At 69.0% G+C, this 24,874-nt stretch carries 19 protein-coding genes and 1 tRNA gene; 12 read left to right on the top strand and 8 right to left on the bottom strand.

Annotation, left to right across the window (positions count from 1 at the left end):
• Positions 1-452 precede the first annotated feature (452 nt).
• Positions 453-525, bottom strand: a tRNA-Ala gene (locus AVL48_RS33755).
• A 269-nt stretch (positions 526-794) separates the two neighbouring features.
• On the opposite strand from AVL48_RS33755, the gene AVL48_RS33750 reads away from it, so the two are divergent.
• From AVL48_RS33750 to AVL48_RS33735, 4 genes are all read left to right on the top strand, one after another.
• On the top strand, positions 795-2,948 hold the full coding sequence (locus AVL48_RS33750) for an RICIN domain-containing protein (RefSeq protein ID WP_061981396.1): 2,154 nt from the start codon (positions 795-797) through the stop codon (positions 2,946-2,948).
• 100 nt (positions 2,949-3,048) lie between these two features.
• Positions 3,049-3,603 carry an HdeD family acid-resistance protein gene (locus AVL48_RS33745; protein WP_061981397.1) on the top strand — a complete coding sequence of 185 codons (555 nt, stop codon included), beginning with the start codon at positions 3,049-3,051 and terminating at the stop codon, positions 3,601-3,603.
• A 51-nt stretch (positions 3,604-3,654) separates the two neighbouring features.
• Positions 3,655-5,310 (top strand): NAD(P)/FAD-dependent oxidoreductase, encoded by a 1,656-nt coding sequence (locus AVL48_RS33740; RefSeq protein ID WP_061981398.1) that lies wholly within the window; start codon positions 3,655-3,657, stop codon positions 5,308-5,310.
• Complete coding sequence (locus tag AVL48_RS33735; RefSeq protein ID WP_061981399.1) at positions 5,307-6,728, top strand: ATP-binding protein; 1,422 nt, start codon at positions 5,307-5,309, stop codon at positions 6,726-6,728. The genes AVL48_RS33740 and AVL48_RS33735 overlap by 4 nt, the downstream gene beginning before the upstream one ends.
• 106 nt (positions 6,729-6,834) lie before the next feature.
• Here AVL48_RS33735 and AVL48_RS33730 read toward each other — a convergent pair whose 3' ends face one another.
• From AVL48_RS33730 to AVL48_RS33705, 6 genes are all read right to left on the bottom strand, one after another.
• Positions 6,835-7,629, bottom strand: a complete 795-nt coding sequence (locus tag AVL48_RS33730) for a hypothetical protein (protein WP_061981400.1) — start codon at positions 7,627-7,629, stop codon at positions 6,835-6,837.
• Positions 7,630-7,674: 45 nt separating this feature from the next.
• Positions 7,675-7,968: a hypothetical protein gene (locus AVL48_RS33725; protein WP_061981596.1), complete on the bottom strand. Its 294-nt coding sequence runs from the start codon at positions 7,966-7,968 to the stop codon at positions 7,675-7,677.
• A 72-nt stretch (positions 7,969-8,040) separates the two neighbouring features.
• Positions 8,041-8,664: a hypothetical protein gene (locus AVL48_RS33720; RefSeq protein WP_061981401.1), complete on the bottom strand. Its 624-nt coding sequence runs from the start codon at positions 8,662-8,664 to the stop codon at positions 8,041-8,043.
• A gap of 6 nt (positions 8,665-8,670) precedes the next feature.
• Positions 8,671-10,080, bottom strand: a complete 1,410-nt coding sequence (locus AVL48_RS33715; RefSeq protein WP_061981402.1) for a M28 family metallopeptidase — start codon at positions 10,078-10,080, stop codon at positions 8,671-8,673.
• A 107-nt stretch (positions 10,081-10,187) separates the two neighbouring features.
• Positions 10,188-12,548: a helix-turn-helix transcriptional regulator gene (locus AVL48_RS33710; RefSeq protein ID WP_061981403.1), complete on the bottom strand. Its 2,361-nt coding sequence runs from the start codon at positions 12,546-12,548 to the stop codon at positions 10,188-10,190.
• Entirely contained in the window at positions 12,545-13,687 is a 1,143-nt protein-coding gene (locus tag AVL48_RS33705; RefSeq protein ID WP_061981404.1) for an Hsp70 family protein, read from the bottom strand. The genes AVL48_RS33710 and AVL48_RS33705 overlap by 4 nt, the downstream gene beginning before the upstream one ends.
• Before the next feature lie 296 nt (positions 13,688-13,983).
• Here AVL48_RS33705 and AVL48_RS33700 point away from each other — a divergent pair, with 296 nt between their 5' ends.
• From AVL48_RS33700 to AVL48_RS33690, 3 genes are all read left to right on the top strand, one after another.
• A complete protein-coding gene (locus AVL48_RS33700; protein WP_061981405.1) occupies positions 13,984-15,030 on the top strand; it encodes an IniB N-terminal domain-containing protein in 1,047 nt (348 codons plus the stop codon).
• Between the two features lie 127 nt (positions 15,031-15,157).
• Positions 15,158-16,924 (top strand): dynamin family protein, encoded by a 1,767-nt coding sequence (locus tag AVL48_RS33695; RefSeq protein WP_061981406.1) that lies wholly within the window; start codon positions 15,158-15,160, stop codon positions 16,922-16,924.
• On the top strand, positions 16,921-18,126 hold the full coding sequence (locus AVL48_RS33690; RefSeq protein WP_061981407.1) for a GTPase: 1,206 nt from the start codon (positions 16,921-16,923) through the stop codon (positions 18,124-18,126). Before AVL48_RS33695 ends, AVL48_RS33690 begins: the two co-directional genes overlap by 4 nt.
• A 91-nt stretch (positions 18,127-18,217) precedes the next feature.
• Here the strand turns inward: AVL48_RS33690 and AVL48_RS33685 are convergent, their stop codons facing one another.
• Entirely contained in the window at positions 18,218-18,619 is a 402-nt protein-coding gene (locus AVL48_RS33685; protein WP_061981408.1) for a PPOX class F420-dependent oxidoreductase, read from the bottom strand.
• A gap of 140 nt (positions 18,620-18,759) precedes the next feature.
• On the opposite strand from AVL48_RS33685, the gene AVL48_RS33680 reads away from it, so the two are divergent.
• From AVL48_RS33680 to AVL48_RS33660, 5 genes are all read left to right on the top strand, one after another.
• Positions 18,760-19,977, top strand: a complete 1,218-nt coding sequence (locus AVL48_RS33680) for a family 8 glycosyl hydrolase (protein WP_061981597.1) — start codon at positions 18,760-18,762, stop codon at positions 19,975-19,977.
• A 158-nt stretch (positions 19,978-20,135) separates the two neighbouring features.
• Positions 20,136-21,107 (top strand): ABC transporter substrate-binding protein, encoded by a 972-nt coding sequence (locus tag AVL48_RS33675; RefSeq protein ID WP_061981409.1) that lies wholly within the window; start codon positions 20,136-20,138, stop codon positions 21,105-21,107.
• Complete coding sequence (locus AVL48_RS33670; protein WP_061981410.1) at positions 21,094-21,993, top strand: amino acid ABC transporter permease; 900 nt, start codon at positions 21,094-21,096, stop codon at positions 21,991-21,993. Before AVL48_RS33675 ends, AVL48_RS33670 begins: the two co-directional genes overlap by 14 nt.
• Positions 21,986-22,753 carry an amino acid ABC transporter ATP-binding protein gene (locus tag AVL48_RS33665; protein WP_061981411.1) on the top strand — a complete coding sequence of 256 codons (768 nt, stop codon included), beginning with the start codon at positions 21,986-21,988 and terminating at the stop codon, positions 22,751-22,753. The genes AVL48_RS33670 and AVL48_RS33665 overlap by 8 nt, the downstream gene beginning before the upstream one ends.
• Entirely contained in the window at positions 22,750-24,477 is a 1,728-nt protein-coding gene (locus AVL48_RS33660) for an aminotransferase class V-fold PLP-dependent enzyme (protein ID WP_061981412.1), read from the top strand. The genes AVL48_RS33665 and AVL48_RS33660 overlap by 4 nt, the downstream gene beginning before the upstream one ends.
• Positions 24,478-24,874 lie beyond the last annotated feature (397 nt).

Below are 24,874 nucleotides of genomic sequence, written 5' to 3'. Positions count from 1 at the left end.
CCGATCTCGACCCGCCGAGCGAGCTAGGTGATTTCCCGAGGTTCCCGGTTACCGCAGTGCAGCTCCATGTCCTGCCGGAGGTCCTCGCCGAGCCCGCCTGTCACGACGAGCCGCTACTGTGTCGCCCGCGAGCGATGCCACAGGAGGACAGCTCGAACCCCTGCTGACCAGAATCAACCCCGAGTACGGTCCTCGCCTGGCGGAACTGCCGTGTGAACTGGTGTGGGCCACGACGTGAATGCACGACGCGCACGAGTGCATTGCACCACGGATCGGCCTGCCGCACCAACCCGAGGTCACCGAAGAAATCTCTGCAGGACTGCCCGAAAGGCGACCCTGCTGGGCAGTATTGGTGACCCCGTAGTTCGTCGCGTCAATTCTCAAAGTGAGACTTAACGCGAAAAACCGCCCTACTTAGGCAAGCATGCCTGGTGGGCGGTATTTCGTCACTGTGGAGCTAAGGGGACTCGAACCCCTGACCCCCTCACTGCCAGTGAGGTGCGCTACCAGCTGCGCCATAGCCCCGGAGCGAAGTTGAACTCCGCATCTCGTGTGTCCATACATTACACCGCCCGCGAGAGCCGTTCACGCGGGGGTCGCCCTGAGCGGTCGCAGGCCGGGCAAATCGCCCTGACCTGCATCTTTTAACCTTATTTTTAGTTGTGTATTGACTCCGCGTGTGACCGCCGTTACGTTTTCGACGATCGTGACGCCGAGGTCCCCGCCCGCTACGCCGCGTCTCCACTGGGCTCCGCCTCAGCTCGCCCTGCCCGAATGACGCGGAGGAGGTCCTGATGAGGGCCAGAGCAGCTCTGTTGACCCTGTTTTCACTGGTCGGAGCGCTGATAGTGGCGGCTCCGGCGGCTCAGGCGGCCATCGTGCCCGACACTTGGTACACGGTGACGGCCGGCAGCGGGAAGTGTGTGGACGCGCGCGCCGCCGGGACGGCGAACGGGACGGTCGTCCAGCAGTACGCGTGCAACCAGACCTTCTCCCAGCAGTGGCAGTTCCAGCCGACCTCCGGCGGCTACTACCGGGTGAACACGCGCAACGACCCGGCGCGGGTGTGGGACGTCGCCGACGTGTCGACCGCGGACGGCGGGTTGATCCACTTGTGGGCCTATGGCGGCGGCGACAACCAGCAGTGGCAGCCGGTCGAGGAATCCGGTGGCGCGTATCACTTCGTCAGCCGCAACAGCGGAAAGTGCCTCGACATCCCCGGCGCGTCGACCGCGGACAGCGCGCAGCTGCAGCAGTACGCGTGCAACGGCAGCGGTGCGCAGTCGTTCCGGCTCACGCCGGTCACCGGCACGGCCAACCCCGACCTCGGGCCGAACGTGCTCGTCTTCGACCCCGGTATGTCGCAGTCGGCGATCCAGTCCCAGGTCAACAGTGTGTTCTCCCAGCAGGAGACCAACCAGTTCGGCTTGAACCGCAAGGCGTTGCTGTTCAAACCGGGTTCGTACAACGTCGATGTCAATGTCGGGTTCTACACGCAGGTGCTCGGGCTCGGGCTTTCGCCGGACAACGTCACGATCAACGGCGCGGTGCACGCCGAGGCAGACTGGTTCCAGGGCAACGCGACACAGAACTTCTGGCGTGGCGCGGAAAACCTCTCCGTCACCCCGAACGGCGGCACCGACCGCTGGGCTGTTTCGCAGGCCGCGCCCTATCGGCGCATGCACGTTCGTGGCAATCTTCAGCTCGACGACGGCGGCTGGTCCAGCGGCGGTTGGATGTCGGACGTCAAGGTGGACGGCCAGGTCCGGTCCGGTTCGCAGCAGCAGTGGATCTCACGCAACTCGCAGTTCGGCAGCTGGAGCGGCTCCAATTGGAACATGGTGTTCGCCGGTGTCAACGGCGCGCCGTCGACCAGTTTCCCGAATCCGCCGTACACCACGGTGAACACGACGCCGGTCGTGCGGGAGAAGCCGTTCCTCTACGTCGACAACGCGGGTGCGTACCAAGTCTTCGTGCCTTCCACGCGCACCAACGCGTCGGGCATCACGTGGGGCGCCAACCAGCCGGGGACCTCGTTGCCGATCAGCCGGTTCTTCATCGCGAAGCCTGGCACGACGGCGTCGCAGCTCAACGCGGCCCTTGCCGAGGGCAAAGATCTCCTGATCACGCCGGGCGTCTACCACCTCAACGAGACGCTTCGCGTGACCAGGCCGGACACCGTCGTGCTCGGCCTCGGGCTGGCGACGCTGATCCCGGACAACGGCAGCACCGCGGTGACGGTGGCCGACGTCGACGGCGTCAAGGTGGCCGGCGTGCTGATCGACGCGGGCACCACGAACTCGGACACGCTGATGGAGGTCGGCCCGGCCAACTCCGCGCAGGACCACGCGGCCAACCCGATTTCGTTGCACGACGTGTTCTTCCGCGTCGGCGGAGCGGGCGTCGGCAAGGCCACGAACAGCTTGGTGGTCAACAGCGACGACGTCATCGGCGACCATCTGTGGATCTGGCGCGCCGACCACGGCAGCGGCGTCGGGTGGACTACCAACACCGCCGACACCGGCCTGATCGTCAACGGCGACGACGTCACGATGTACGGCCTGTTCGTCGAGCATTACCAGAAGTACCAGACGATCTGGAACGGCAACCGCGGCCGGACGTACTTCTACCAGAACGAAATGCCTTACGACCCACCGAATCAGGCCGCCTGGATGAACGGGTCGACGCGGGGTTACGCGGCCTACAAGGTAGCGAACTCGGTGACGGACCACCAGGCGTTCGGGCTCGGCAGTTACTGCTTCTTCAACGTGAACCCGAGCGTGGTCGCCGATCGCGCGATCGAAGTGCCGAACACGCCGAACGTCCGCTTCCGCAGCATGGTCACCGTCTCTCTAGGCGGCAACGGGACCATCAGCCGGGTCATCAACAACACCGGCGGACCGTCCAATTCGGGATCGAACGTGGCCAACCTGGTCGCCTATCCCTGAGAGCCCCGGTGCGCGCCGTGATGGCGGTCGCGGCGCGCACCGGCCCCCCGAACGGGTGGTGTGCCGCGCGAACGTCCTCCGGCGCTTCGATACTCGGGACATGCCTCTCGTCGGTTTCACCGCCATCGAACCCCGCCTGGCCTGGCCGCTCGCCGCCGTCCGCGGGGTCTTCGCCGTCCTGTTCGGGGTGCTCGCGCTGATCTGGCCGGGCACGACCGTACTGGCGCTGGCGATCCTCTACGGCATCTACGCGATTTTCGACGGCATCGGCGGCGTGATGCAGGCCTTCCGGCCGGGCGACGCCGCCCACCGTGCCGCCTACGGGGTGCTGGGCGTACTCGGCATCGTCACCGGGGTGCTGGTCCTGCTCTGGCCGGGGATCACGGTGCTGGTGCTCGCCCTGCTCGTCGGCTTCTGGGCGATCTTCACCGGCATCGTCGAGATCGTCGCCGCGATCCGGCTGCGCAAGCAGATCGAGGGTGAGGCCTTCCTCATCGCGGCGGGCGCGCTCTCGCTGATCGCGGGCATCGTGATCGTGTTCAACCCGATCGCGGGCGCGTACGGGATCGCGCTGCTGGTCGGGATCTACGCCTTGATCTACGGCGTGATCCTGCTCGTGCTGGCCTTCCGGCTGCGGCAGCTCGCCCGACCCTGAGCGGTTATCGGCCCCACGCTACGCCGCGACCCGATCGCTTAGGCTGATCCGGTGAGCCAGCCGATCCTGTTGACCGTCGACGACGATCCCGCCGTATCCCGTTCGGTCGCCCGCGACCTGCGCAAACGGTACGGAAAGGACTACCGGATCATCCGGGCCGATTCCGGTGCCGACGCCCTCGAAGCGTTGCGCGAGATCAAGCTGCGCGGTGACGCCGTGGCCGCGATCCTCGCCGATTACCGGATGCCGCAGATGGACGGCATCGTCTTCCTCGAGAAGGCGATGGACCTGTTCCCGAACGCCCGCCGCGCGCTGCTGACCGCCTACGCCGACACCGACGCCGCGATCCAGGCGATCAACGTCGTCGACGTCGACCACTACCTGCTCAAGCCGTGGGATCCGCCGGAGGAGAAGCTGTACCCGGTGATCGACGCGCTGGTGGAGACCTGGCGCGCGGTGGGGGAGCGGCCGGTCGACCAGATCAAGCTCATCGGCCACCGGTACTCGTCACCGTCGTTCCACCTGCGCGATTTCCTGGCGCGCAACGCCGTGCCGTACCGCTGGTACTCGGTCGACGACGACGAGGGCCGCCGGATCCTGGAGGCCGCGGACGCCGCGCCGCAGGACATCCCGGTGCTGGTCACGCCGGACGGCTCGGTGCTGCGTCAGCCGTCCGGGCCGGAACTCGCCGACGCTGTCGGCCTCTCCACACGGCCCGCGCAGGAGTTCTACGACCTGATCGTGATCGGCGGCGGACCGGCCGGGCTCGGGGCGGCCGTGTACGGCGCGTCGGAGGGGCTGCGCACGGTCATCGTCGAGCGCAAGGCCACCGGCGGGCAGGCGGGCACCAGCTCCCGGATCGAGAACTACCTCGGCTTCCCCGACGGCGTTTCCGGCGCGCAGCTCACGGACCGGGCCCGGCGTCAGGCGCTGAAGTTCGGCGCCGAGGTGCTCACCGCGCGCGACGTCGTCGGCTTGGAGGCGCGTGGTTCGGCGCGCGTGGTCATGTTCGGCGACGGGACCGAGATCGCCGCGCATTCCGTGGTGCTGGCCAGCGGCGTCACCTACCGCGCGCTGGAGGCCACGGGCATCGCCGAGCTCACCGGCCGCGGCGTCTACTACGGTTCCGCCGCCACGGAGGCGCCCGAATGCAAGGGCGAGCACGTCTACATCGTCGGTGGCGCGAACTCGGCCGGCCAGGCGGCGGTGTTCTTCTCCAAACACGCCGCCGAGGTCACCATCCTCGTCCGCGGCCAGTCGCTGGAAGCGTCGATGTCGCATTACCTGATCGAGCAGATCGCCGCGATCGAGAACATCCACGTCCGCACCCGGACCACGGTGGTCGAGGCACACGGCGACGACCACCTCGAACAGCTGACCCTGTGCGAGAACGGCGCCACCACCGAGACCGTGCCCACCGGGCATCTGTTCATCTTCATCGGCGCCGCGCCGCGCACCGACTGGCTGGGCACGGAGATCCTGCGGGACGACCACGGTTTCGTGCGGACCGGGCCCGATCTGCTGATCGACGGCGCCCGGCCGCCTGACTGGCCGCTGGACCGCGACCCGCACTACCTGGAGTCGTCCATCCCCGGTGTGTTCGTGGCCGGGGACGTGCGTGCGGCGTCGGTGAAGCGCGTCGCGTCGGCTGTCGGCGAAGGCGCCATGGCGGTCACCCTGGTTCACCGCTACTTGGAGGAACAATGAGCGTTCTGCCCAGGGAAGAACTGCGCGGGCTCTTCCTCTTCGAGCATCTCAGCGAGGAACAGCTCGACTGGATCGACGAGCACGCGGTGCTGGAGCGGTACACCGGCGGCGAGACGATCATCCGTGAAGGTGAGCCCGCGACCTGCTTCTACCTCCTGTTGTCCGGCGCGCTGCGGATCACGCGGCTCGTCGGGGGCACCGAGGTCGAGGTGGTCCGCTCCGACCAGCGCGGCGCGTATTGCGGCGCGACGCAGTTCTTCGTGCACCAGGAGACCGAACACACCTACGGCGCTTCGGTGCACGCGGTCAGCGACCTCACCTTCCTGACCCTGCCCGCGGCCGAGTTCGCCACCGAGTTCCGCAGCTGGTTCCCGATGGCGACGCATCTGCTGGAGGGGATGTACCTCGGCTGGCGCAACAGCGACACCGTGATCGGCTCGCGGCGACGTCTGCTCGCGCTCGGCGAGCTGTCCGCCGGGCTCACGCACGAACTCAACAACCCGGCCGCGGCCGCCGTGCGCGCGACGGCGTCCTTGCGGGAACGCGTCGCCGGGATGCGGCACAAGCTCGCGATGCTGGCGAAGAAGAGCGTCGACCCGGCGCTGCTGGAACAGTTGCTCGACATCCAGGAGCAGCTGGTCAAGCAGGTCTCTTCGGCACCGAGGCTGACGGCGATGCAGCAGGCCGACCGCGAGGACGAGATCGGCGACTGGTTCGACGAGCACGGCATCGATCAGGGCTGGGACCTCGCCGACATCTACGTCCGCGCCGGGCTGACCGTGCCCGATCTCGGCCGTTTGCTGGAATCGGTGGGGGAGACGTTCCTCGACGGCGCCGTCCGCTGGCTGGCGTACGCGCTCGAAACCGAGATGCTCATGGGCGAGATCGAGGACTCGACGACGCGGATCTCGGTGCTGGTCGGCAAGGCCAAGCAGTACTCCCAGATGGACCGCGCGCCACATCAGTGGATCGACGTCCACGAAGGGCTCGACTCCACGCTCGTCATGCTCGCCGGGAAGATCGGGCCGGGAATCCGGGTCGTGAAGGAGTACGACCACACGGTGCCGAGGATTCCGGCGTACGCGGGCGAACTGAACCAGGTGTGGACGAACGTCGTCGACAACGCGCTCGGCGCCATGGGTGCCGAGGGCACGCTGACGCTGCGGACGTCCCGGGTGAACGATCACGTGCACGTCGAGATCGGCGACACCGGCCCGGGGATCCCGGCCGAGATCCGGCAGCGGATCTTCGAACCGTTCTTCACCACGAAACCGGTGGGGCAGGGGACCGGCCTCGGCCTGGACATCTCGTGGCGCATCATCGTCGAACGGCATCAGGGTGACCTCCGCGTCGACTCGGAACCGGGGAACACGCGGTTCACCGTCTGCCTGCCGATCTCGGAACAGTCCGTGATCTGATTTTCCAGCTATCCCAACGTTTCGCCAGAAACTGACGACAGCTGTGCCGGTGGACGCCGTCGCCGAGGCCACTCACGCCCAACTCGCCCATGCGGGCCCGCGCGGGTCACCGGCCGCCGAGTCTCGGCAGGGTCAGCGTGGTCACCGCCGTCATCACCCAGCCCAGCAGGTCACCGAGCGGGATGGTGGACAGCTTCTCGGGCCATTGGTCGGCCAGTGCGTGCAGGACGAGGTGGCCGTCGTGCGCTTCGACCGCGGTGAGCCGGATCCCTCGCGGCAGTTCCGGCAGCGGGAGCACGATCGGCTTGAGGCGGGACGGCGGCCCGAACCGGCGCCGTCCGATGTGGACGGACATCGGCCGGAGGACGACAGCGTCTTCCTCCACACTGGACTCCAAGGCGAGATGACCCCAGCGCGGCCGTTTCTCCCAGCGGACGTGGAAGTGCCCGTCGTCGCCCGGGGTCACGATGATGCCCGGCCGGATTTCGGCGACCCGCTCCCGCAGGACCTCGGGGGCCACCCGGATCGCCATCTTCACCTGTTCTGGGATGGCGGCCGGGGAGGGGAGCGAACGGAGCCGGACGTTCGACGCCAGGATGGTGATGCGCTCGAGCGGTGTGTCCGGCCAGTCGACGTCCTCCACCACGATCCGGACGTCGCCGACCCGGCCGGTGGCGGCGAGGCTGAGGCTGTCGGCCTGATAGTCGAGTCCGGTCAGGGTGAGCCCGACCTCGTGCCCGTCCACCTTGGTCGTCAACCGGCGCCCGACCAGCTGTTCGGTCACGGTCTTCAGCACCGCGGCCGGGGTCAGCGGCACATTCGGCAGCAGCGCCCGCCCGGCGGCGGCCAGACCGAACAGCTCGGGAAGCGGGTTCAGGTCGAACCGTCTGCCTTCGCTCATCCGTCCAGTGTCGCCGAACGGGACGCCGATCGCCGCCGCAGGGGGTCAGCGGGCCGCGATACGGGCGATGACGCCCGCCAGGATAACCCAGAACGCCGCGGCCAGGCCGTAGTCGAGAATGACCTGGAAATTCGGGTCATTCACCGGGAAGAGGCCTGGCCAGAACAACGCCAGCGGGCCGGCCAGTGACTGGATGAAGATGAAGAAACCGTTGCCCGCGTTGGCACCCGCGAGCACCATGACCATGTACAGCAGTTCGATGAACGCGAAGAGCGCGCCGACGCCGACGATGACGCGTACGGCCGTGTTGCTTCTGCTGGTGGTTCGCCATCTGGACATGCCGGAAAAGTTCCCGAATTCCGCGGTGACAAACGTTTCACCTGCCAAGTTGCGCCGATCGGCCGTATCCACCTACTCCCCGGAGGCCGCCCGTGACCGGGCGACATCGTCGTCCAGCGGCGCGCCCCGCCATTGCCAGCCCGCGCGGGAAGGGCGTGCGGGCAGCTCGATCCGGTCCGTCGCCCACAGCAACGCGGTCCAGGGATCGAGGCCGTCGGCGTCCACGTCCGGGAACATCCGCGTCAGGACACGGGCACACACCTCCCTCGGCGGATCGAGGGTGACGTCGAGGCCGCGCGCCATGTCCTCGCCGTGGACGAGCGCCTCGACGCAGCCCATTCCGGCGAAACCCTCGGGATCGGCGCGGCCGCTCGGGTGGTACGCGCGGACGTCCGGAGCCACCGTGCGCAGGGTGGCGCTCAGGATCCCGCCGCCGACCGTGACGAATTCCAGTAGCTCCGACGGTGTCGCGGCCCGGTCGGCGACGGCTTCGAAGCACACGAAACGCGGTGTCGACGGCCGGGCGAGCAGCAGTGCGGCGTAAGAGATGAGACAGTCGCCGAGGTGCTCGGCGGTCCGCCAGGCGGTCAGTTCACCGGTGCCCGGGGCCGCCGACCAAGCACGGCCCGACGCCTGGCGTAATCCGTCGGCCACACTCGCTGTCGCCGCGTCGAGGTCGTCGGGCGTGACTGTCATCAGGCATCAACTCAAGGGGGTCGGAAACGCCACCGGAGAACGGCGGCCGTTCTTCCCGACCGCGCGCACACCGAAGAACACGTTGTCCTTCGACAGATCGACTTTAGCCTCGGTCTTGTCGCCGACCCCGATCGCGTGCGTCCAGTCGGCCGCCGTCGTGTCCCGCCAGACGACCTCGTAGCCGGTGAGCTCCGGGTCGGTTCCGCGGCGCCACACCAGATCCGTGTCGTTCGTCAGCTGGTCCGTCCGGATCCGGACGTCCTCGGGAGCGGCGGGCGCGGTCGCCAGCGACCACATCGTGGCCGCGTTGACCCGCGCGACCCGGGCGATGAACGGGAAGTCGCAGAACTCCGGCAGGTCACCGAACTGCTTGCCGTTCTCCGCCCGGACGTCCTGATGCTGATGCGCGTAGTCCTCGTGCGGTTCGGTGAACCGCGCGGCCGGATAGCCCTGTTCCAGGAACGGGATGTGGTCGCCGCCCCGCAGATAGCGATCGCGCCGGTAGATCACGCGGACGGACATCCCGGTCGCGTCGTTCTCGGCGACCGACCGCACGAACCGGGCCAGCTGCCGCGAGGGCGAATCGTTCTCGCCGCCGACCGCGCGGCGGATGTTCGCCTGCTCCGGCGTCTCCGCGGTCGGCACCCCTTCGGCGAAGAGCCGGATGGTCCGGGGATCGCGCGTCCCGTCGTCGGCCCGGCTCGAACCGACGATGTCGTTGGTGAACATCGCCCGCACGTTCGTTTTGGCCGCTTTGTAGGTGGTGGCCAGATGCCGTGCGCCGAACAGGCCCTGTTCCTCGCCCGCGACGGCGGCGAACACGAGGGTCGCGGCCGGGCGGCGCGTGGCGAGAACCCGGGCGAGCTCCATCGCGACGGCCACCCCGGAAGCGTCGTCGTCGGCGCCGGGCGCGTCTTTCGTCGCGTCCAAGGGATCGGAACACCGCGAGTCGTAATGGCCCGAGACGACGTAAACCCGTTCGGGCGTGGTGGATCCGCGCAGGGTGGCGACGACGTTGGTGATCGTGGTGGCCACCGGGATCCGCGGCGGCGCGGGCTGCTGAAGGTACGACTGCAACTCGACCGTCATCCGGCCACCCGACTTCTCCGCGGATTTCGTCATCTCCGCGAAGATCCAGTCGCGGGCGGCGCCGATGCCGCGGACGGGATCGGTCTGCGAGGACAACGTATGCCGCGTCCCGAAGGCGGCCAGCCTGCGCACGGTGGCCTCGATGCGGTGTTCGTCGACCTCCCGCAGGATCGCCCGCAGTTCCGCGTCGGGCCGTTGCGGGGGAAGGGGTCGGCCGGGCCCTCGATCGCCCAGCTCTTCGGCGCCGGCCGGGACCCCGGTGAGGGCGACGGCCGACAGCGCGGCGGACGTGGACAGGAAAACTCGTCTGGACCTCTCCTCAGCCATTCTTCGTTCCTACGCCCCCTGCCATCGGGCGTCTACCCGCGAAAGGATGAGCGCGGTGCAACGACCGCATCCAGAGGACCAAATGCGGGGCACGCCGGCCGAGAACGCTAGGCCTCGGTCGCGGGAAGCAGTTCCCGCAGCATCGCCAGCAGCTCCCGCCGGTCCCCGGCCCCGAGTTTCCCCCGGATCCGGGCCATATGGTGCTCCACCGTCTTTCCGGAGATGAACAGCTTGCTCCCGGCCTGCTTGTAGGTCAGCCCGTCGACGACCAGGCGGGCGACCTCCAGTTCGCGTTCGCTCAACGCGCTCAAGCCGGTGGCCGCGACGGGTTCCGGAGCGCGGCCCTGGAACTGCCGCGCCGCTTCGAGCAGCTGCACCATCGCCTTCCGGTCCGAGGTCCGGATCGCCGCCTGACCAGCCAGCCGTGACGCGTCCCAGCAGAGCCCGAGTTCGTGCAATTCCGCCGCGGACACGGTGATCGGTTCGGGATCGAAGTTCCCGGTCAACACCGCGAGCCAGCCGGTCGCGGCCGCGGCCAGCGCCGCCGGATAGCGGCCACAGGAAGCGAAATCGTGCAACGCGGCCAGGTGCTCTTCCGCCAGCGAGTGGTTTTCCACGGTGATGGCGGCGTGCAGTTCGTGCCAGCGCAGGGTCGCCGTCCACAGTGGAGGGTTGCCGAGGGCGTCGAGCAAGGTATGCGCCCGCTCCAGCTGCCCGGCGAGTTTGGCGCTCGCACCGGCCCGCGCGGCCGCGATGGTGAGTTCTCCCAGCGGCAGCAACGAATACAGATCCGGCTGCTGGCGCATCGACGCCTGATACGCGCGGTCCCAGGAGCGTTGCAGCCCGGGGAGGTCGCTCGCCCGTCGCGCCAGGCCCAGCTGCAGGGTGGCGGCGAAGAGTTCGTCGCGGGCTTCGAGACCGTCCGGCGGCATCATCGCTTCGGCGGCCGTTTTGAGGTCACCCGAGGTCATCGCGACCCAGCCGCGCAGCAGCCGGTGCCGTTTCGCGAGCAGGTCGCCGCCGATCCGGCCGTTCACCGCGCGAGCCAGCACCGATTCGGCCAGCGCGAGTTCGCCGGAATGCAGCCCCACCAACGCCGCGAGTGCGGCGGGGCTGTCCGGAAGCGGCGCGGGTGCCCCCGCCGACTCCAGCATCGACGCCGCGCCGAGCAGGGCCGACAGGGTTTCCGAGCCGCAGCCGGAGACCGAGTCGGTGATCGCGCGGGCCATCCGTGAGGCGGCGCCCGCGAACAGGGTCGGGACTTCGGGGGTCTCCAGCACGTCGCGGGCGGCTTCGAGTTTTCCGGTGCCCACCAAGGCGATCGCGGCGAACGCCTTCGATCCGGCGCGGCCGGACCATTGATACAGCTCCGCGCTGTGCGCGAGTTCGCCACGGTGCGCCAGCACCGTCCCGGCCACTTCGGCGCCCGCGGCGCGGGCGTCCACGCCATCGGGGTCGTCGGTGTTGCCGAGCAGGCCGTCGCCGAGCCGGAGGGCGGTGTCGAGATCTCCGGCCAGTGCCGCGGCGTGCGCCCAGCCGACGGTGAGCGCCGCGCCGCGCCCACCGGCCTCGGACGCGGCTTCGTAGAACCGCGCCGCGAGTTTCGTGTCGTCGGGCATCGCCTCACGCGCGGCCGCCTCGAAGGCCGCCGCCGCGCTCGCTCCCGAACTTCCCGTCCCCAGTAGAGAACGGGCGAGCTCCAGTACCGGAAGTCCTTCGCGCAGCTGGAGTTCCACCAGCCGCTGCAGCACCGTCAGCCGTCGGCCCGGCGATCCCCAGGTGCGGACGGCTTCGGCGGCGATCGGCAGCAGTACGTCGTCCTCGCCGAGCAACCCGGTCGCTCTCGCCCCGTCGAAGATCTCGGGGAGACCGTCGCGGTCCCGGTTGAGCAAAGCCGCCAGGAGATCGAGATTCCGGCCCGCGCCGGCCTCGGCCGCGATCAGGTAGCGGTGCACGTCGTCGTCGAGTTGTTCCAGCTCGGCGCGGAAATCCGCGAGCTGACCGGTGACCGCGCGGAGCACGAGCCTCGGCACCCCGCCGGTTCTGGCGTGGACGTCGCCGGCCGTGGCCGGGTCGCCGCCTGCCTGCTCGACGAGCCGCCGGACGTCTTCGACGCCGAACGCGCCCAAGGACACCGAACGGCCGAACGAGTCCGCGAGCGCGCGCAGCGCTTTGGTCCGCACCATCGTTCTCCCGGCCAGAACGACCGGCACCGTCGTTTCGTCCGCTCTCGCTTTGATCTTCGCGATCCCGTCGTCGTCGAGCTGGTCGGCGTCGTCGATCAGCAGGGCCTCGACTCCGGCGCTCGCGTAGTGGCGTCCGAGCAGGCCGAGCAGATGGGTCTTCCCATGCCCGCCGGGGGCGACGACGGTGACCCGCACCGGCAGTTCCGGTGCGGCGATCACCTCGTCGAGCAGACGCCGGGCATCCGGATGGATGATGCCGGGCTTGTCGAGCAGTGCGTTCAACAGCGACCTTCGGGGGATGTCGTGGCAGCGCCGGGGGTGGCCGGCGCGCAGGTGCTGGAAGCGGGCGGGGCTTGCTGTCCCTTGTCCGCGGTGGCTTCTCGAGTGGTCAGGGTGAGCAGCAGGGTGGTCGCGGCCAGCACCACGACCGCGGCCGTGGCGACGAGGGGCTTGCGTCGGCTGAGCAGTTTCGCCGCCCCGGTGCGTTCCGGCAAGGGGAACGGGGTGATGTCCACCGGGGGCCGTTCGGGCCGTTCCGTGAGCTCCGGAACGGCCTCCACCCTGGGGAGCAGGGTGGTTTCCACGGTCGCGACGGCGCTCGATGGCGCACCGCCGGGTTGAGGAAGGTCACGGCGGGCGGCGATGTTGGCCGCGCCGGTCGCCACCGTCAGCGTCGGATCACTCGAGGCGAAGAGGGCGCAGGGCGTCCTTCCGGGAACCGGGGGAGCCTCGCCGGCGAGCACCAGGCCCGCCAGGGCCTGCGGCTGGACGCCGGCGCCGTGCGCGAGTTCGAAGACCTTGCCGACGGCCTCGCCGGGGTCGACGCCTTCGATCGTCTTGACCGGCTGCCAGCCGTTGATCCCGGCGGTGGCGATCGTGACCACCGCGCCGTCCGGGCTGAACTCGCAGACACCGGCGGTGACGTCGCCTTGCGGGGCGAGGTACGCGTGCAGTGCGGCGATGGGGGCTGCCACCAGCGCGGCGCGGGGGAAGCCCGCTTCGGCCAGCGCCCGGCGCAGCAGGTCGCGGCGGAACGAGCCCCAGCCGACGGGATGCGTGAGCACGATGTGCCGCGGTTTCTCCCCGAATCGCTCGGTCGCCTGATCCACCGCGGCGTCCACGAGGACGGCACTGAGGGATTCGGCGGGAAACCGCTCGCCGCCGACGATGACCGGGACATCGTCGCCGACCCGATCGTGGAACCCGGTCAGCAGGCGGGCGGGCGCGGACAGCCCGGCCTCGGCCGCCGCGTCACCGGTGAGCAGGTAGCCGTCGTCGTCGAGGAACACCGCGGAAGCCGCGGCCGGGCCGCGCGCGCCGAGCCACAACGGTTCCGGCGTGCCCCAGCCGTCGCCGTCGTGCGCGCAGGTGGCGGCCGTGGTGCGGGTCGAGGCGATATCGATGCCGAGGACGTAGGGCAACGAGCATCCTCCTTCGCTTGACCAGCCCCTAAGGACCAACCAGGGCCATTCACCCGTACGGCTTGACCCTTATGGGTGAGAGCTGGAATTAAACCCAACGGGGCGCGTCTCGGTTAAGCCCCTAACGCCCTAACGATGTCATACCGATCCCCTATTGGCTGAGTGGGCGACGACGGGGAGTGATCCCCGATGTGCGGGGAGCTGCCCCCTCGCTAGTTTCGGTGACCTGCGAGCAGCCGTGCCCTCAGGCGCTGCGTTCGCCCTCATCGCCCCAGACCCCACAGGAGAGTCCTTTCATGGGTTCCGTTCAGACCCTGCACGACTTCACGCTGAACCTGCTGAACGACACCGCGGCCCGCGCGGCGTTCGCCAACGACCCGCAGCAGGTGCTGGCCGACGCCGGCCTCGGTGACATCAACGCCGCCGACGTGCACGAGGTCGTCCCCCTGGTGCTCGACTTCGTCCCGGTCGACACCGCCACCGGCGTGACCGGCACCGCGGCCGCCGCCGCCGACAACCTGGCCGGTTTCGGTGGCGTCGCGAACGCCGTCAACGGCACCGACGGCGAGTGCGCCGACGGTGTCCAGGGCGCGATCGACCAGCTCACCGCGCTGACCGCCGGCCTGCCGGTCGACGTCCCCGCCGTCGGTACCGGCACCCTGCCGGGCGTGCCGGGCCTCGGCGACCTGCCGATCGAGGTCCCGGGTGCCGTCCCGGGCCTGCCGGGTGTCCCGGCCGTCTCCGACGTGACCGACGTGTCGAACGCCGCCGCCGGCGTGACCGCCCTCGCGCAGAACACCGTCGGCAGCTTCGGCCTGACCGATGACCTTTCGCGTGGCCTCGACTCCGTGTCCCTCGGCCAGGCCGGTGGCGTCGCGGGCGGCGCGGTCGACACCGCGACCGACCTCGTCCACGACGTCCCCGCCGTGGACGCGGTTCAGCTTCCGGCCGTCGACTCGGTTCCGGTCGTCGGCGACCTGGCCGGCGACCTGCCGCGCGCCGACGGTGTCGCGGGCGGTGCCCCGGACTTCCTGTCCCAGGTGGGCGACCTGACCAGCGTCATCGGCAACGTCGGCGTCGCCGACGTCACCACCAAGGTGCACGAGGTCGCGAACAACTACGCGAACGGGGACATCGCGAACAACCACGGTGACGTCACCGGCAGCGTCGCGGGCAACGTGGCCAACGAGGTCGCCAGCGTCGCCAACCACGCGGGTGTCTCCGACGTCCACGACGTCGTCTCCGAGGTCGGCAACAACATCGGCCACAACGTCGGCAACATCGGTGACATCCACATCGGTGGCGGCGACATCGCCTCGGGCAACGACATCCACATCGGCTGATCTGAAGATTCTTCATATCTCACCGGGTGACCGGGCCCCGCGACCGCGGCAGGTCGCGGGGCCCGCACGTCCATGTTGGCCCATGCCACATTGATTCCGCGCTTGGTTAAGGGAACACTGCATCCCCGTGACAGCCCCCGCCTGGCTCGACGTGCTCAACGAGACCTTGGACGCCTGTGTCGCCCATGGTCGCGCCGACCTGGCCGAACGACTCCGGCGCAGACGTGACCAGCAGGCGCCGGGCACCCGGATCGCGGTGGTCGGTTTTCCCAAGCAGGGCAAGGGTTACCTGCTCAACGCGTTGCTGAACGCGCCGGTCTGCGCGGTCGGTGACGCGAGCACGGCCGCCGTACCCACCGAGATCGGCTACGCCAGCGATCCCGCCGCGACGCTGGTCGGGCACGCCCGTGAACGCGTCCCGGTCGGTGACCTGGCGAAGGAACTCGAGGTCCGCCCGCCCGGTTCGCTGCGCCGCGTCGAGGTCGGCCTGCCGCGCGAACTGCTCGGCACGGGCCTGGTCCTGGTGGACACTCCGGCCGTCGGCGATCCGCGGTCGCCCCGCACGGCGGCCACCCTCGACGTCCTCGCCGACGCGCACGCGGTGATCCTCGTCTCCGACGCGACACAGGAACTCCAGCCCGCCGAACTCGCGCTGGCCCGGCACATCCGGACCTGGTGCCCGGCCTTGGTACTGGCGCTGACCAAGATCGACGTCAGCCCGGACTGGCGGGAACTCGCCGCGCGCAACCGTGCCGCGCTTTCGGAGACGGGGGTCGTCGCCGACGTCTTCCCCGTGTCCGCGACGGTGCGCCAGGCCGCCGCGAAGGCCGGTGACGTCGACCTCAATGGACGGTCCGGTTTCCCGGAACTCCTGAACTGGGTGGGGGAACAGGCCGCGCGACCGATCGAACGCACCCGGGCGCTCGCCGCCGCGGTGAGCGTCCGCGCGGCGGCGGTCGAACTGGTGGAGACGCTGCAGACGCGGCTCAACGCCGTTCCGCAGGACAGCGGGATCGATCAGGTCACCCTGCTGCACCAGGCACAACGGCGCTCCGAGGAGCTGCGGCGGCAGAACGTCCGCTGGCAGAACCTGTTGTCGGACGAGATCACCGATCTGGTCTCCGACGCCGAATACGACCTGCGTGAACGGACGCGAGTGATCGTGCGGCATATCGACCGCACCTTCGACGAAGGCGACCCGGTGCAGATCTGGCCGGACTTCCAAGCCTGGCTGGAGGAAAACCTCGCCGAGGCCGTCGAGACGAACTACCACTGGGTGGCGGACCGGGCGACGTGGATCGCGCACGCGGTCGCCACGAGTTTCGGGCCGCGGTACGGCCAGGTACCGGATCTGCCGCTCACCGGGTCCGGAGTGGACTCGATCCCCGAAGTCGGCGCCCCCAAGATCGAACGGTTCAAGATCGGCCAAAAACTCTTCACCGGCCTGCGTGGTTCCTACGGTGGTGTGCTGATGTTCGGTCTGGTCACCAGCCTCGCCGGGCTGCCGCTGATCAACCCGGTCTCCCTCGGCGCCGGTGTCGCGTTCGCCACCAAGAGCGTGCGCGACGAAGGCGGGATGCGGCTGCAGCGACGGCAGGCGCTGGCGAAGGCCGCGGCGCAGCGCCACGTCGACGACGTGTTCATCCGGTTCAGCAAGGAGATCAAGGACGAGATCCGCCAGGTTCAGCGGCGGCTGCGCGATCATTTCGCCGCGCTGTCCGACGAACTCGCGGAAGAACTGACGCACAGGAGAGAACTGATCGTCGCCGGCTCCGCCGAACGGGATCGGCGCACGCAGCGGGTCAAGAAGGAGATCGACCGGCTGGCGGCTCTGCACCGGAAGGCGGGAACTTTAGGCGTGACCGCCCGTGATATCCGGGAGCTTTCCGCGTGACAGCCCTCGATGTCCGTGAACTCCTGACCGACGCCGCGGCGCTCTACCGGGATCGCCCGCCCGCGGTGGCGATGCTGCGTGAATGCCTGGAGCGACTGGAAGAACCGCTGCGGGTCGGTTTCGTCGGCACACCGGGAACCGGAAAGTCCACTTTGGTCTCCGCACTGGCGGAATGGCCGACGCGGGCGCTGCGCGAACTCGACCTGTTCGACACCCCGGCACTGGCGGAACACGTCGACGCGACCGTGCGGTTGGTGCGCCATCTCGAACCCGACGAACTCGACGGCGCCCGGCCGGTGGGTGGTTCGGCGTTCGCGCGGCAGAGCGCGGTGAACTCGGTGCTGGTGCTCGGCAGGGCCGACGAGGTCGGCGCGGGCCGGATCGACGCCTTGCTCACCGCGAAACAACTGGCGCGGCGGGCTTGGCGCGAGGATCCGCGGTGCGCGGGTTTCCAGGGAGTCATCGCGGTCGCCGGGCAACTCGGGTACGCCGGGCGCGCGCTGCGGGACGACGAGTTCGAGGTCCTGCGCGCGCTGGCGTCGATCTCCCGGCAGGACCTGGAGCGCTGTCTCCTGTCTGTCGATTCCTTTGTGGACGATCCGTTTCCGATACGGATCCCGCCGGAGTCACGGAAACATCTGGTCTCGCGGTTCGGCATCTACGGCGTCCGGCTGGCCCTCACGCTGATCCGCACCGGGAGCGAGAACAGACTGAAACTCTCGGCGGAACTCGTGCACCGCAGCGGCCTCGGCGACTTGCGGGACACGCTCGCCGGATGCTTCGTCGCCAGGGCCGAAGCGCTGAAAGCCCGCACGGCGGTGCTGCGGCTGGAAGGTCTGCTGGCCGCCGAACCGCGCCCGCACAGTGACCGGCTGGCCGCGCGGGTGGAGCGGTTCGCCGCGGCCGCGCACGACTTCCGGGAACTGCGGCTCATCGCCGACATCCGGGGCGGCCGCACGGCGTTGTCCGGCGAGATCGCCGAGGAGGCGGCACGACTGCTCGGCGCGCAGGGCCTCGCGCCCACCGAGCGGCTCGGTCTCGAACCCGACGCGGATCCGGCCGAGATCCACGCGGGTGCCGAGAGCGCCCTCGTCCGCTGGCGGCACGAGGCCGAGCGGCCCGACGCCGCCCACGCGGAACGCGCCGCCGCGCGGGTGATCGTGCGTTCGGTGGAGGGACTGCTCAACCTGTTCGTCGCTTGACGTCACCCCCGCCCGCGTTTCGTCCTCTGAACGCGGTGGTTGCGTGTGCAACTACCGCGTTCAGAGGACGGAACGCGGGGCTGGCGGGGTGTCAGGCGTTGCCGAGGACCCGGGTCACGGTGATCTCGATGACCACGCGTTCCGGGTTGGGCTTGGGCTGCCGGTAGCGCGCGGCGTAGCGGTTCTCGGCGTCACGGACCGAGTCGGAATCTTCGCGCAGGACCGCGCGCCCTTCCAAAGTGGACCACCGGGGCCCGTCCAGCTGGCAGGCCGCGACCGGTATGCCCTTTTCGCCCGCTTCCTTGACCAGGCGGGCCTTCTTCGACGAGCGGAACGTGATCACACGCGCGATCCCGGCCTCGAAGTCCACCGTGACCCCCACGGCGACGACGTGCGGGGTCCCGTCGGCGCGGACGGTGGTCAGGGTGGCGAGATGCCGCTCGGTCCAGAAGTCCCGGAAGGCCTCGCCGCGCGTGCTCAGGTCGATCGTCATGACCCCACGCTAGGACATCGTTCACGCGGGCGTCATTTACGGTAATAGTAAGGAAACTTTCTTAACTCTCTTGTTTTTGCCCGACTCGGATGTCACTCTCGAAAAGCGCCGCCGCCACCAACGACGTTTCCGGAGGAGCCATGAGAAAGACCGTTCGGACAGTGCTGGCCGCGGCCGCGCTGACCGCCGGGCTGGTCGCCACGACCGCCCCCGCCACCGCGGCCACCACTCAAGGAACCCCTTATCTGCCGGGAGTCCTGCGTCCCTCGGTGTCGCAGGCGACGCAGGACGCGGCACTCGCGAAGTACTACGATTACTGGAAGAAGAACTTCCTCACCACCAAGTGCGGGACGGGCACCTACGCGGTCAAGGCGCCGGACGCCGACCACGCCTTCGTCGCCGAGGGTCAGGGCTACGGGATGACCATCGCGGCGATGATGGGGGACAAGGACTCGCAGGCCCGCACCGTCTTCGACGGCATCCTGAAGTTCGTGAAGGCGCATCCCTCGTCGATCGACGGGGATCTGCACGCCGCCGAGCAGGATGAGACCTGCAAGAGCGTCAACGGCACCGACTCGGCCACCGACGGCGACCTGGAAATCGCCTACGGCCTGCTCATCGCCGACAAGGTCTGGGGCAGCGGCGGTTCGGTGAACTACAAGGCCGAGGCGCTGCGGATCATCAAGGCCATCAAGCGCAGCGAGGTGCACCCCACCACCAAGTTCATGCGGCTGGCCGACTGGGCCGACGAGGGCAAGTACCTCTACAGCTCGCGTTCCTCCGACTGGATGCCGGGTCACCTCCGCGCGTTCGAAAAGGTCACCGGGGATTCGTTCTGGGGCCAGGTCCGCACCCGGCAGGAGCAGGCCGTCACCCAGCTTCAGCAGCAGTACGCGCCGAAGACGGGGCTGATCCCGGACTTCGTCGTCAACACGAACACCACGCCGAAGCCGGCCCCGTACAACCTCCTCGAAGGCAAGGACGACAAGTACAGCTACAACGCCTGCCGCGACCCGTGGCGGCTCGGCGTCGACGGCATCACCGTGTCTGGCAGCCCGGCGCAGGGGCAGGTGCGGAAGATGAACACCTGGATCCAGCAGAACACGGGCGGCGACCCGGCCAAGATCACCACCGGCTACACGCTGGCGGGCGCCAAGATCTCGGGTCAGACGGGTCAGCACCCCTGCTTCACCGCGTCGTTCGCCATCGCGGCGATGAACGACCCGGGCAGCCAGGCCTGGCTGGACAAGCTGTGGACCTCGATCACGACCTGGACGCCGAACGCCAAGGACTACTACGGCACCGGCATCACCCTGCAGGTCCTGCTCATCCTCTCGGGGAACTACATCGCTGTCTGAGCCAAGTACATGAAGGCCCCCTTCCTTGCGCCTAGGTGCAGGAAGGGGGCCTTCATGTACAGCGGACATCCACCGGACAAGATTTCAACTGCTTGTTGACCTATTCAACAGGCAGTTGTAGCGTCGGCGACCATCCCAAGGCACCGTGGAGGTCCGTCATGCCGTCGACGCCGCTCACCCTGACCCGAACCTGGCGCTTGGCCGTGCTCACCGGCGTGGCCGCGCTCGTCACCGCCGCCTGCGGGGGCGGGCCCGACGGAGCCGGCGGCCGGCAGCCCGCCGCCACCCCGGGGGCGCCCGCCGCGATTCCGGACACCACCGCGGTGATCGAGGCCGTCCAGAAGGACGCCGCCGTCGCCGCCACCCTGCCCGCGAAATACACGCAGGCCGGGATGCTGCACCTGGCGTCGAACCTGCAGTCCGCGCCCAACAACTTCTACGCCGCCGACGGCAAGACCCCGATCGGCTACGAGGTCGACCTCGCCAAGGCCATCGCCAAGAAGCTGGGCGTCACCGTGCACCACCAGGACATGGCGTTCGGTTCGCTGATCACGAGCCTCCAGTCCGGCCGCGTCGACCTCACGATGGCCGCGATGAACGACACCAAGACCCGCCAGGCGCAGATCGACTTCGTCGACTACTTCTCCTCCGGCATCACGATCATGGTCCGCAAGGGCAATCCCGACCGGATCGCCGGTCCGGACACGTTGTGCGGCAAGAACGTCGCCGTCGTCCAGGGCACGAGTCACCAGAAGTTCGCCGAAGAGCAGAACGGCAAGTGCACGCAGGCAGGCAAGCCCGCGCTGACGGTCACCGCGACCGACAGCGACACGCAGAACCAGAACCAGCTCCGCACCGGCCGGGTCGCCGCCATCCTCAACGACCTGCCCAGCGCGGTCTACATCTCGCGGACCGCGGGCGAGGGCGAGTTCTTCGAGGTCGTCCCCGGTGAGCCGATCAACGGCGGCCCGTACGGCATCGGCGTCAACAAGGACAACAAGCCGCTGGCCGAAGCCGTCCAGAAGGCGTTGCAGTCCCTGATCGCCGATGGCGGCTACGGCAAGATCCTGCAGGCCTGGGGCGTCGAGCAGGGCGCGGTGAAGGAGGCGAAGCTCAATGGCGGAAGTTGAGCCGCTGCCGATCGTCCGGTTGCGGCACTGGGGCCGCTGGGTCAGCGCCGTCGTCATCCTCGCGCTGCTGGCCTTGCTCGGGATCGCGCTCGCCAACGCCCAGATCCAGTGGGATTCCGTCCCGGAGTTCCTGTGGTACCGGGTGATGGCGGTCGGTCTGCTCAACACCGTGCTGCTCGCGGTGATCGCGCAGGGTTCGGCGATCGTCATCGGGGTCGTGATCGCGCTGATGCGCCGTTCGGCGAATCCGGTGGCGCGCTGGTTCGCGGCGGGCTACATCTGGCTGTTCCGCGGGCTGCCGGTGCTGCTGCAGATCCTGATCTGGTACAACCTGGCGCTGGTCTTCGAGTTCATCTCGATCCCGCTGCCGTTCGGCGGCTACCTGCTGCACGAGCAGACCAACGTGCTGATCACCGCGTTCACCGCCGCGCTGCTGGGCTTGGCGCTCAACGAAAGCGCGTACATGGCGGAGATCGTCCGCGCCGGGCTGAACAGTGTCGACAGTGGACAGACCGAGGCCGCCAAGTCGATCGGGATGACGCCGCTCGCCACCCTGCGCCGCGTGGTGCTGCCGCAGGCGATGCGGGTGATCATCCCGCCGACCGGCAACGACTTCATCAACATGCTCAAGGGCACGTCGATGGCGTCGGTGATCGGCGTGACCGAGCTGATCCACGCCGCCAACAACATCGCCTCCAACAACCTGCTGGTGATGGAGACCCTGCTGGCCGCGGCGATCTGGTACATGGTCGTGGTGACCGTCGCCGGGGTCGGGCAGCACTATCTGGAGCGCGCCTTCGATTCCGAAGAGCGGGCGGGCGGCCCGTTCTCGCGTGCCGCCAAGGCGTTGCGCACCGCGCCGCTGGTGAGGAGTGAACGTGTCTGAACCCCTGCTGCGGGCGGTGGGTGTCCGCAAGAGCTACGGGCACACCGAGGTGCTGAGCGGGATCGACCTCGAAGTCCATAAAGGACAAGTGGTCTGCCTGCTCGGCCCGTCGGGTGCCGGGAAGAGCACGTTCCTGCGTTGTGTCAACCATTTGGAGACGATCGACGCGGGGCAGGTCTGGGTCGACGGGGAGCCGATCGGCTTCCGCCTGCGTGACGGCAAGCTGTACGAACTGCGGGAGCGCGAGGTCGCCCGGCAGCGGCGCGGCATCGGCATGGTGTTCCAGCGATTCAACCTGTTCGGGCACCGGACGGTGCTGCAGAACGTCGTCGAAGGGCCGGTCCGCGTACTCGGGGTCGCGTCGGACGAAGCCCGTCAGCAGGCGCTCGAACTGCTGGACCGGGTCGGCCTCACGCACCGGGCCGACGCCTATCCGGCTCAGCTGTCGGGCGGGCAGCAGCAGCGGGTCGCGATCGCCCGGTCGCTCGCGATGAAGCCGAAGCTGATGTTGTTCGACGAGCCGACGTCGGCGCTCGACCCGGAACTGGTGGGCGAGGTGCTGGCGGTGATGGGTACGTTGGCCGCGGAGGGGATGACGATGGTCGTGGTGACGCACGAGATGGGCTTCGCGGCCGAGGCCGCCGACGAGGTGGTGTTCATGGCCGACGGCGCGATCGTCGAGACCGGCCCGCCGGGGGAGCTACTGAGCGCTCCGAAACACGAGCGGACCAAGCAGTTCCTGGCGCGGGTCCTCGCATGACGCGGATCTCCCCGCGGTACCTGCTGCAGTTCGACGAACCGGCCGGGTACCTCGACTTCGCCCGGTTCGGGCCGCCGTCGCACGCCGTACTCGACACGACCGCGAGCCTGCTCGACGCCTCCACGAAGGCCGGTCCGTCCACTGTGGACGACCTGATGCGGCAGGAGATCCGGGCCAAGGCCGCCGCCGCCCGCCTTTCCGGTAGCGACACCGACCACACGGTACTGTTGCCGCACACCAGTCTCGGGCTGTTCCAGGCCGCGTTCAACGCCCCGGCCGGCGAGGCGCTGGTCTCGGCGTCGGAGTTCCCCGCCAACACCTATCCGTGGGCGCGCGCCGAACAGGCGGGACGGCTCACCGTGCGGCGGCTGCCGCTGGGACACGTCACGGCGGACGCGGTCAAGGCGGCGTTGACACCGGAGACGTCGCTGGTCAGCGTGAGCGCGGTGGACTTCCGCACCGGATACCGCGCCGATCTGGCGGCGATCCGGGAAGTCGTCGGCGATCGGCTGCTCGTCGTGGACGGCATCCAGGGTTTCGGCGTGACCGAGGCGCCGTGGGAGGTCGCCGACGTGCTCGTCGTCGGCGGCCAGAAATGGCTGCGGGCGGGCTGGGGCACCGGATTCGCCGTGCTTTCGGACCGCGCGCTGGAGCGGATGGAACCGATCCTCTCCGGCTGGACCGGCGCCCGCGACCCGGGACTGTTCGACGACGAGATCCACCCCGCCGACGACACCGCGGCCGCGTGGTCGATCTCGAACCTGAGCCCGATCACCTCGGGCGCGTTCGCGGCGGCGCTGGAACTGGTCGAAGAGGCGGGTGTCGCGGCCATCGCCGCTCGGATCTCCGAACGCGTCGGTGAACTCGAAGAGGTGGTGAAATCCGTTGGGGCAGAGGTGGTTTCGGCCGTCGAGCGACGCGCCGGGATCCTCGCCTTCAAGTGGGAGGGGCACGCCGCCGAACAGCTAGGCTCGGCGCTGGCCAACGCCGGGATCGCCGTGACCGTACGGCCGGAGCACGTCCGGCTGTCCCCGCACGCGTCGACTCCGGCGAGCGCGGCGGAACAGCTGCGCTCCGCGTTGGAACGGCTGGAGAAACCGGTCCGCGTCTTCGAGACGCCTGTCGTCGCGTCGGCGGCTTCGGCGGATCTGCTCACCGCGCTCGTCCCGGCGGTGCACGCGCTCGCCGCGATGCTGGGACCGGGCAACGAGGTCCTGCTGCACGATCTGAGCAGGTTGCCGGATTCGATCGTCGCCATCGCGGGCGACCTCACCGGCCGGACGGTCGGCGGTCCGATGACGGATCTGCTGCTGGGCCTGGTCCGCCGCGGCACCACCCAGGACCTGACGAACTACGAGACCCACGGCCCCGACGGCCGCGCGATCCGCTCCTCGACGCTGTTCCTGCGGGACGCCGACGGGGTCGCGATCGGCTGCCTGTGCGTGAACCGGCTGTCCGACGGCTCGCCGAACGCCGACGGTCACGAACCCGAGACTTTCCCGCCGGACGTCGACAGCCTGCAGCGGTTCCTGGTCGGGCGGGCGGTGGCGAAGGCCGGGATCCCGGTGGACCTGATGAAGAAGCGGCACAAGGCGGCCGTGGTCCGGGAACTGGACGAGGCGGGGTTCTTCCTCATCAAGGACTCGGTGGACCACCTCGCCGGGGAACTCGACGTCACGCGGTACACGATCTACAACTACCTGAACGAGATCCGGGGCAGCTGACGCACCGGGGGAAGTGCAGGCCTCCAAGTCGCGTAACCGCTGGTCGGTGCCACTGCTTTAGAGCGATCGAGGCTCAACCCAGCTCTTGAACGTCTACAAGGGATCCTGGTGCAGTCCATGGCGCCCGACTTGGGTGATCTGCGGGGCTTTGAGAGGGGTCGTGAGTGCTGATGAGCGTTCTATAGAGGGTAGGCCAAATGTGGCGTGGTTTTGAACTGGGCGACGGGGATCAGCCACCACGGTAACGAGCCATGCCCCGGCACGAACCCTCGAGGTACATGATGGCCCCCTTCCTTGCGCTAGGCGCAAGGAAGGGGGCCATCATGTACTGGGAAAGGTGTGAAGGTCGAGTTTCCTCGGCGGAGTCTCGAGCGGAGGGGCCTTCACGGACACGCCG

Origin of the sequence: Amycolatopsis regifaucium (genome assembly GCF_001613935.1) — a bacterium.
In the GTDB taxonomy this organism is placed as follows: Bacteria; Actinomycetota; Actinomycetes; order Mycobacteriales; family Pseudonocardiaceae; genus Amycolatopsis; species Amycolatopsis regifaucium.
This window is presented reverse-complemented; position numbering and strand designations above follow the sequence as displayed.

Coding starts and splice junctions, on each gene's coding strand:
- AVL48_RS33750 (WP_061981396.1), top strand. CDS start 795: ATGAGGGCCAGAGCAGCTCTGTTGACCCTGTTTTCACTGGTCGGAGCG.
- AVL48_RS33745 (WP_061981397.1), top strand. CDS start 3,049: ATGCCTCTCGTCGGTTTCACCGCCATCGAACCCCGCCTGGCCTGGCCG.
- AVL48_RS33735 (WP_061981399.1), top strand. CDS start 5,307: ATGAGCGTTCTGCCCAGGGAAGAACTGCGCGGGCTCTTCCTCTTCGAG.
- AVL48_RS33730 (WP_061981400.1), bottom strand. CDS start 7,629: ATGAGCGAAGGCAGACGGTTCGACCTGAACCCGCTTCCCGAGCTGTTC.
- AVL48_RS33725 (WP_061981596.1), bottom strand. CDS start 7,968: ATGTCCAGATGGCGAACCACCAGCAGAAGCAACACGGCCGTACGCGTC.
- AVL48_RS33720 (WP_061981401.1), bottom strand. CDS start 8,664: ATGACAGTCACGCCCGACGACCTCGACGCGGCGACAGCGAGTGTGGCC.
- AVL48_RS33715 (WP_061981402.1), bottom strand. CDS start 10,080: ATGGCTGAGGAGAGGTCCAGACGAGTTTTCCTGTCCACGTCCGCCGCG.
- AVL48_RS33700 (WP_061981405.1), top strand. CDS start 13,984: ATGGGTTCCGTTCAGACCCTGCACGACTTCACGCTGAACCTGCTGAAC.
- AVL48_RS33685 (WP_061981408.1), bottom strand. CDS start 18,619: ATGACGATCGACCTGAGCACGCGCGGCGAGGCCTTCCGGGACTTCTGG.
- AVL48_RS33680 (WP_061981597.1), top strand. CDS start 18,760: ATGAGAAAGACCGTTCGGACAGTGCTGGCCGCGGCCGCGCTGACCGCC.
- AVL48_RS33675 (WP_061981409.1), top strand. CDS start 20,136: ATGCCGTCGACGCCGCTCACCCTGACCCGAACCTGGCGCTTGGCCGTG.
- AVL48_RS33670 (WP_061981410.1), top strand. CDS start 21,094: ATGGCGGAAGTTGAGCCGCTGCCGATCGTCCGGTTGCGGCACTGGGGC.
- AVL48_RS33660 (WP_061981412.1), top strand. CDS start 22,750: ATGACGCGGATCTCCCCGCGGTACCTGCTGCAGTTCGACGAACCGGCC.